The organism is Sphingobium sp. D43FB, assembly GCF_002312805.1.
GTDB lineage: Bacteria > Pseudomonadota > Alphaproteobacteria > Sphingomonadales > Sphingomonadaceae > Sphingobium.
This window is the reverse complement of record NZ_NMUA01000066.1, coordinates 1-7,896: the sequence shown is the minus strand read 5'-3', so window position 1 is coordinate 7,896 and position 7,896 is coordinate 1. Positions and strand designations below refer to the sequence as shown.

5 protein-coding genes are annotated in these 7,896 nt (G+C 61.1%); all 5 read left to right on the top strand.

Going from position 1 to position 7,896, the window contains the following annotated elements; translation table 11 throughout:
* Positions 1-84 precede the first annotated feature (84 nt).
* Complete coding sequence (locus SxD43FB_RS22510) at positions 85-2,274, top strand: N-6 DNA methylase (RefSeq protein WP_333974939.1); 2,190 nt, start codon at positions 85-87, stop codon at positions 2,272-2,274.
* Positions 2,271-3,020 (top strand): hypothetical protein, encoded by a 750-nt coding sequence (locus SxD43FB_RS22505; RefSeq protein ID WP_096064029.1) that lies wholly within the window; start codon positions 2,271-2,273, stop codon positions 3,018-3,020. Before SxD43FB_RS22510 ends, SxD43FB_RS22505 begins: the two co-directional genes overlap by 4 nt.
* A 115-nt stretch (positions 3,021-3,135) precedes the next feature.
* A complete protein-coding gene (locus SxD43FB_RS22500; RefSeq protein ID WP_096064030.1) occupies positions 3,136-4,917 on the top strand; it encodes an AAA family ATPase in 1,782 nt (593 codons plus the stop codon).
* On the top strand, positions 4,910-6,688 hold the full coding sequence (locus tag SxD43FB_RS22495) for an ATP-dependent helicase (RefSeq protein ID WP_037476304.1): 1,779 nt from the start codon (positions 4,910-4,912) through the stop codon (positions 6,686-6,688). The genes SxD43FB_RS22500 and SxD43FB_RS22495 overlap by 8 nt, the downstream gene beginning before the upstream one ends.
* Positions 6,689-7,235: 547 nt before the next feature.
* Positions 7,236-7,787, top strand: a complete 552-nt coding sequence (locus SxD43FB_RS22490) for a winged helix-turn-helix domain-containing protein (protein ID WP_096064028.1) — start codon at positions 7,236-7,238, stop codon at positions 7,785-7,787.
* Positions 7,788-7,896: the final 109 nt, after the last annotated feature.

Below are 7,896 nucleotides of genomic sequence, written 5' to 3'. Positions count from 1 at the left end.
CGCAGCGACAATCAAACCTGCGAGTAGCGCTTGCCAGCGTCAATCAAAGCAGGCACCACTTGAAAACCGCGACGATCAGTTCTCATCCTGATTGACGGAAACTTCTCATCCAGATCGCCGCGCCATACACCAGATCGGCAGCGGCGCGAAGGTGGCTTCTATACGCCTCGCCCGATCGCGGACCTGATGGTGCGCGGAGGGTTAAACGCGGTCGCTCGTTCGACGCCGGTCCATACAGCCCGCATCCTTGACCCAGCTGCGGGGGCTGGCGTCTTCTTGATTACCGCCTTTCGTCAACTGGTGGCAGAGAATTGGCGAGAGTCCGGTCGACGCCCTGATACGCATGAGTTGCGCCGCATCCTCTACGAACAGATCACTGGGTTCGACATCAACGAGGCGGCCCTCCGCTTTGCAGCGCTCGGTCTCTATCTGATGTCGATCGAACTCGACGCGAATCCTGAGCCGGTGAGGAAACTCAAGTTCGAGAATCTTCGCGGCCGGGTTCTCCTAAAGATGTGCGACGACGGACAGGACAGGCCGCTAGGTAGCTTGGGGCCTGCCGTCGGCGACGAGCATGTCGGTCGATATGATCTGGTCGTGGGAAATCCGCCTTGGGCAACCAGCACCCGCCTGCCGGAATGGCATAGTGTACAGGCGGTCATCCATCGTGTCGCGGCTGAGCGATTGCCGCAGGGATATCCACCTCCGCCGATCCCGAACGAGGTGCTCGACCTACCTTTTTTGTGGCGCGCAATGGAATGGGCCAAGCCGCTCGGCCAGATCGCTTTCGCGCTCCATGCCCGGCTACTGTTTCAGCAGGGCGATGGCATGCAGTTGGCGCGACGGGCGTTGTTTGCAGCGCTTGACGTTACGGGCGTGGTCAATGGAGTCGAGCTACGCCAGACGCGGGTGTGGCCGGAAATCGCGGCACCCTTTTGCATTCTTTATGCTCGGAACCAGGTGCCTCCACAGGGCGCGGGATGTCGCTTGGTCAGCCCGAGGTTGGAATTGGCACTTAACCATGCCGGCGGCATGCGCATCGATGCGAGCAACGCCGAATTAATCACGACGCAGGAAATCATCGAGACGCCGGAAATCTTCAAGCTTCTCTTCAAAGGAACGCGGGCCGACGCCCACGTCTATGAGCGCCTGCGAGCTCATGTGCCGGAGCGCCTCGGTCAGTACTGGGGCCGCCTTTTCGGAGTAGAGGCTGGGCGGGCCCGCTTCACCGGAAACGGGTACCAAAAGCTGAGGAACAGCAGTCGCATAAGAAAACATGGAGATGGCCTGCCAGGCGTCGCAGCTGACTACCTGCACGGCCGCCGAGAAGTCACTCTCGCGTCGATGACCAACATATTGGTTGATGAGAGGACACTTCCTTTTTTCACCGAGCCCCGCATTCATGATCGCCGGGCCGAGACATTATTCGACGGCGCTCTCGTCGTCGTCCAGAAAGCGCCGCCTGCCTCCCTAGGGCGGATCAGGACAGCAGTCGTGCAGGGCGGTGCCGTCTTCAACACTAGCCTGTACGGCTATAGCTCGCGAGCGCACGACGATGGATTGCTCGTCCGTTACCTCAGCCTCGTCATTGGCAGCAAGATCGCGTTGTGGCAGGTTCTGATCACTAGTGGTGAATTCGCCTTCGAGCGCGATACGATTGAGAAAGCGACGATCGACCGACTGTTCATCCCCGCGGTTGAATCTCTGTCCCACCATGACCGGACCGAGGTGCTTCGGCTCTTCCAACGGGTTCAGGACGGCACCCCTGACGCGTGGGACGAGGTCGATCGCTGGTGCGCCGGTATCTATCATTTGCGTGAGCGCGACCTAGGGGTCGTAGCGGACACATTGAAGTTTGGGCTGCCTTTCGCCGGGAACCGCCGTCTCGCCCAAGCTCCGGCCGAAGATGAGGCCGTGAACGAGTTTTGCGCGGTCTTGGAAGCAGAATTGTCGCTATGGGGCAAAAGGTTGGGCCGATGCATAGAAGCGCGGCCGGCCGCCAAGCTGGATGCCTCACCGTGGCGGGGCATTCGCCTTACCTCCAGCGTTGCGAAGCCGAATGGACAGGCAGTCCCGCATATCGACTGGGGCAAATTTCTGCCGCTCGCAGACCATTTCGCAGCGACCGAGTTCATATTCGAAGAAGCGAATGATTGCCTTTGGTTGGGGCGGCTCGACCAAGCACGCTACTGGTCGGAAAGTCAGGCCAGAGCCGTCGCGCAGCGTGTCGCTTGGGAGCATATGGACCTGCTGAAGGGGCGTGCAAGCGCGTGACGGCTGGCTCTTCCCTACCTCGCCCCGAGCAGATCGATGAGCTCACCCGCGGGATCGAGCTACCGTTGACGGCGTTGCATGAGGAACATTTGGCGCTGATCGCGGACGTGATATCTCTCGCTTGGAACGAACTGACCCTCAGTCAGGCAAGGACACTGGCAACAGGATCCGAAGCCGAGATCAACGCGCTACTGGAAGCACGCCTGAGTCGTCTGCTCGACGAAGATCCCTTATGGGCGCAATTGGTCCGTTCTGTCGCGCGCGGCAAGGAAACCGTGAGTTTCGACGGGGCTCATCTGGAAAAGCGTCCGGATCTCTCTATCTTTTTAGCGGGACGGTCCCCGACCTTTCCCTTGGTGGTCGAATGCAAGCTGATCGACGCACCGGATGGCAAGTCGTGCACGCTCTACTGCAACAGTGGACTACGCCGTTTCTTGACTGGTGAGTATGGCTGGTCGGGCCGAGATGGCTTCATACTTGCCTATGTCCGCGACCAGTCCACGATCGAATCGTGCTTAGTACCGTTTCTTTCTGCCGGCAGGACCGCAAAGCCGGACCCCTTTGCGGTGAGAGACTGGCCGGTCGAGGGGCGTCATGCCGTGCATGACTTGGCAGCAACGCGGCACGACCGAAGTTTTCGCTATCCGAACAGAGTGACGCCGGCGGACGCGCCTGGCCCGATCGCGATATGGCACCTATGGCTACCAGTCCGGATCGGTGACATTTCCGCGATGAGCACCAACTAACCGCTCTTTTATCGCGCTATTGTCACCATATTGGAGATTGAAGCCCGATTGACTTCATCTCGTCCGTATGACCTCTGGTGAGACGAAGTATCGCATCGCGTGGGAGGGGAATGTCGTGCGACTGGCTAGGCTGAGCATCCGGAATTTCCGCAATTTTGAGGCGATCGACATCGCCCTTGCCGGCAATGTCGTGCTGCTTGGCGAGAATCGTGTCGGCAAGAGCAATCTCCTTTTCGCCATTCGCCTCGTTCTCGACCCGACGCTTGCTGACGCGGCGCGTCAGCTTAAGCTTTCCGACTTCTGGGACGGCTGCGAACTTGCCAAGGGGCCGCGGATCGAAGTGCATCTCGACTTTGCCGGGTTCGATACCGACGAGGCGCAGGCGGCCCTGCTCACCGATTTTCGCATCGCCGGTGATCCTACGATCGCCAGGCTCAGCTATGTTTTTCGCAAGAAGCCGGAGGTTGGCGGGCCGCCACAGTCCAGCGCGGATTGCGAGTTCATCGTCTACGGTGGTGGAGATGAATCGCGCCCGATTCCCAGCCGGCTGCGGCGTCGTATCGCGCTCGACATGCTCGACGCCTTGCGCGACGCCGAAGGCCAGCTCGGCTCGTGGCGCAACTCGCCGCTCCGGCCCCTGCTCGAAGACGCGATCGCCGGTGTAGATCACGCATCGCTCGAAGCCGTCGCCGCCGACCTCGATCGCGCCACCAAGGCGCTAGAGGCCTTTCCTACGGTGAAGGCGCTCGAGGATGGACTGCGCTCAGGTATCCTAGATCTCGCCGGTAAGACCCACGACATCGATGCCCGTCTGCGTTTTGCGCCAGCTGACCCGCTGCGCCTTTTCCGCTCGATTTCCATGTTCATCGACAACGGAAAACGCGGCATCGCGGAAGCGAGCCTCGGCTCTGCCAATGTCGCGCTGATCGCACTCAAACTCGCCGAGTTCGCGTGGCGCCGGGCGAAGAATGAGCGCAACTACTCGCTGCTGTGCATCGAGGAGCCCGAAGCACACCTCCACCCCCAGCTGCAGCGCGGTGTGTTCGATAAGCTGTTCAACGCCGGCGATCCTAACCAGGCGCTGATCGTCACAAGCCACTCGCCGACTCTCGCCGCTGTCGCGCCGCTTCGCGCGATTGTGCACCTTAAGGCGCAAGGTGGAAGGACGAACGCTTACTCGCTCGCGAACCTCCCCGTTACGCCCGAAGACCTTGATGACATCGAGCGCTACCTGACCGCCACGCGCTCCGAGCTGCTGTTCTCTCGCGGCGTCATCTTCGTCGAGGGCGACGCCGAGGAAACGCTGATGCCGGCGTTTGCCGATGCGCTTGGGTACAATCTTGATCGGCTCGGTATCTCGGTGTGCAACGTCGCCGGTGTCAATTTCACACCCTATGTCAAACTCGCCGCCAGCCTGGGCTTCCCGTTTTCGGTCGTCACCGACTGGGATCCCCTCGACGGCACCAAGCCGCCGCTCGGCATAGCCCGCACCCTCGACATCTGGGACGCCTATGCGTCTGTATCAGGGAGAGAAGTGCTTTCGGCTGCGCAGCGCGCCAGGTGGGATGCGTCAGACTTTGCCGCGTTCAGCAAAGCGTGGGAGCAGTCCGGCGTTTTCCTGAACGACCAGACCTTCGAAGTCTCCGTCGCGAATACCCCCGCCTTGCTCGGCACGCTCCTCGATATCCTATCTGAACAGGGGTTCGGCTCCGTCCGCACCAAGCGCATCGCAGCTTGGCGTGCCGACATGAAAGTCGATCCTGCGCAGCTGCTCGCGATGGTCGCGGATATCGGGAAGGGACGGCTGAGCGCCAAGATCGCCCGCAAGCTGCCCTTCGGCCAGCATCCACCCGGCTATATCGCTGCCGCCATCAGGTTCGTGGCCGACCGTGTCTAACCATCTCGCGCTGGCGCGGGCACTGGTCGATCTTGCTGCCAACGCCGAACAGGCCGCGGCGGTTCAGGAGCGCGGCCATTGCGTTGTCCTGGCCGGCCCTGGCAGCGGCAAGACCAAGACCCTGACCACGGCGATGGCACGCTGCCTCGTGGAAGATGTCGTCGACCCGCGCGGGGTCGCATGTATCACCTACAATAACGAGTGCGCGATCGAGCTCGAGACACGCCTCGCCGCGCTCGGCATTGCCAGCAACGATCGCGCCTTCATCGGCACGGTCCACAGCTTCGCGCTCACGCAGGTGATCGTGCCTTATGCGCGCTGTCTCCCCGGACTGCTGCCGGATGAATTCCGCGTCGCGAGCCGGGCGGAATGCCGTGCTGCGGTCGAAATTGCTTATTCGCAGGTCTTTGACGACCAGTTCGATCCCCATGATCGCTGGGGCTTTGCCGAAGAGAAGCGCCGACGCGATGTCGACCGATCGCGCCCTGATTGGCGCGGTTGCAATCCTGAGCTTGCCGATTTTATCGAAGCCTATGAGGCCGAACTGCGCCGCCGCAGTCTGATCGACTTCGACGACATGCCGCTGATCGCCTTTCGCATGATCCAGCAGCATGGCTGGATTCGTGCCGCACTGCGAGCACGATTTCCGGTCCTATTCGTCGACGAATATCAGGACCTTGGCTATGCGCTGCACGAACTGGTGCTCCTCCTCTGCTTCGCCGGCGGAATGCGCCTGTTCGCGGTAGGGGACGCGGACCAATCGATTTACGGCTTTACCGGCGCTGATCCCGAACTGCTGCAAAGCCTGGTCGCGCGTGCTGATGTCCGCGTCCTTCGCCTGCGTTTTAACTACCGGTCCGGCGCCAAGATCATTCGCGCCTCGATGGGCGCGCTCGGCGAGGAGCGCGATTATCGTGGGCGCGACGGTGCGCCCGACGGCGACTTGTTCTTCTGGAAGGTGATAGGCGACATCGATACGCAAGCGCGCACTATCGGCAACAAGATCTTACCCGTGCTTCTTGAGCGCCATCCCGCCGAGGAAGTCGCCATTCTCTATCGCGCGGCCTGGCTGGGCGACAAGATCGCCGCCGCGCTTGATGCTAAGGATATCCCCTATGTCCGCACCGACGGCAACGCGCTGATCAAACGCAGCTCGCGGCTCGCGCGGTTCATTGAGGGGTGTGCCCGCTGGACCACCGGCGGCTGGCGCGAGGCCAACCCGCCTTTTGCGCGCTTGCTCTCGCAGGCCAAGGCCTTGGTGTTCGGCGGACGCAGCAGCGACGCGGAAGAGCAGATGCTATCAAGCCAGCTGATTGCATTTTTGCGCAGCGGGATTGACAGCGGCGAGACCACCCATTTCTGGTTGCAAAGATTCTGGCGCGAATTGGTCACGCCATGGCGCGCGATCGCGCGCAATCCACAGGGAGAATGGGACGTTTGCTCCGAGATAGCCACGCGAACGGATCCTGCGCGCGGCGGGGACATTGCCCTCAACATTTTCGCTGGCCGGATTGAGGGAACGGGCCGCGTCAGTCTCAGTACGCTGCACAGCGCAAAAGGCCGTGAGTTCGATGCGGTCATTCTCTTTGGCATGAACGCCGGGGCGCTCCCAAGTCAACGCGACCGAAAAACGCCAACGGCGCTGCGCGAGGCCCGGCGGCTCTTCTATGTTGGCGTGACGCGGCCGCGAAAGGAGCTCGCGATCGTCTATCAGGACGGAAATCCTTCGCCCTGGGTCGTTGAACTCTACAAGCGGAGCCAGCAGGGTTAACCGCAACGCGATGGGTCCAGGGCAGTTCGAGCCGTGCGGCCATTCCGGAGTCGGATCGAGCGGATTCTCCGGCCAGACATAAAAAGCCCAGGCGACGCACGAGTATTGTTTGATGGCCTCTTCGTTTAATGTCCTGAGCGGCGATATGCGCGTGCGATGAAGAACAAGCATCTTTTCGAGCTTAGGAAGGCAGTAGTGCGAACGAGAGTCGGCTATTTCAGTTGGTCGGGTCGCTCCAAAGCGGTCAGCCGCCAAAATAGTGGACGGTCTGCACCTAGGAGGCGAAATTCTCCTGCTGAAAGGCCGGAATGGGTCGGTTTTGCCGGGGGGCGAACGCCGGGTCGTGAGACAATGCTGCCGTTCGACGTGCGACGCTCAAACGGCAGGCTTCGCCGCAACCCGCCTTAGCTAGCGTGAGATGGGGCGGATGGGGGTCTGGGGCAAGAGGTTTCCGGCTCATACCATCCGTCCGTGATGCTGACTCACGTGGGGGATTCCCAAAGCGGCGAAACTATGAATCTATGTCTTCGGGTTGGAGGGCATTGTCATGGGTGCAGCGATTGGATTGCGAGACGACTTTGATGCAGCGGGCTTGAGGCGACTGGCGCGGACGACGAAGAGTGCGAACCAGGGACGCCGACTGCTAGCTTTGGCTGAAATCTATGATGGCGCGAACCGCAGCGATGCCGCGCGCATCGGCGGAGTGACCCTGCAGATCGTGCGGGATTGGGTGATGCGGTTCAACGCCCGAGGTCCAGCCGGCCTCCTTGACGGCAAGGCCCCAGGCAAGCCGCCCTTGCTGAATGATATCCAGCGCCAAGCGCTCGCGGAGGTCGTTGAAAGTGGACCGATACCAGCGATCCATGGAGTTGTGCGTTGGCGGCTGATCGACCTGGCGCGGTGGCTTCATGACGAATTTGGGGTGTCTCTGACGGAAACGACCGTAGGGCGAGAATTGAAAAAGCTGGGCTATGTCAAATTGACGGCACGCCCACGTCACCATGCCCAGAACGAATATGCGATGGAGGACTTCAAAAAGGGGGCTTTGCAGCCGAGCTGGCAAAGATTAAAGCCGCCCTCTCGCGCGACACGCCCATAGAGGTATGGTTCCAGGACGAGGCCCGTATCGGCCAGAAAAACAAGATCACCCGCCGCTGGGCCAGGCGCGGCACCCGGCCTTCAGCGCCCAAGGATCAGAGGACCAAATC